Below are 430 nucleotides of genomic sequence, written 5' to 3' on the forward strand. Positions count from 1 at the left end.
ATTATCCGAGCAAATAACAGTTGGAGTATTGAGTTTGATTTGCTTAGCGGCATCAACGATAACCACTTGCGTTATCGCGCTAACTTGCTCACTGGCTTCAATATGTGCGGTTGTGATACCAGTCGCTTTCAACGCGCCCGTGGCTGGCTCATATTCAATTACTGCCCCGTCTGAATAGGTGCGATGGTCTGCCGTCAATGAATCGGTAGGCTCTGAGTGTTCATTGGAGAAAATACCCGTTAATACAAATGCTGTCGTTAACTCACCGCCGATAGCTAGGATAATCACTTGCTCACCAACACTCGGCGCATTCATTGTGCGAGTACTACCGGCACGCAATGTTATCCAGTTAAGCCATTCCGTTTCTAAATCACCGATTTGCACGCGACACCCTTTTTTGACATCAACGGCAGTGACAACACCAATACGG

Annotated in this window: 1 protein-coding gene; it reads right to left on the reverse strand. The window is 47.2% G+C overall.

Annotation, left to right across the window (positions count from 1 at the left end; genetic code table 11):
* On the reverse strand, nucleotides 1-430 hold a 430-nt coding region (locus tag PROVRUST_RS18590; RefSeq protein WP_006816465.1), incomplete at both ends, for a phage baseplate assembly protein V.

The organism is Providencia rustigianii DSM 4541 (assembly GCF_000156395.1).
Lineage (GTDB): Bacteria > Pseudomonadota > Gammaproteobacteria > Enterobacterales > Enterobacteriaceae > Providencia > Providencia rustigianii.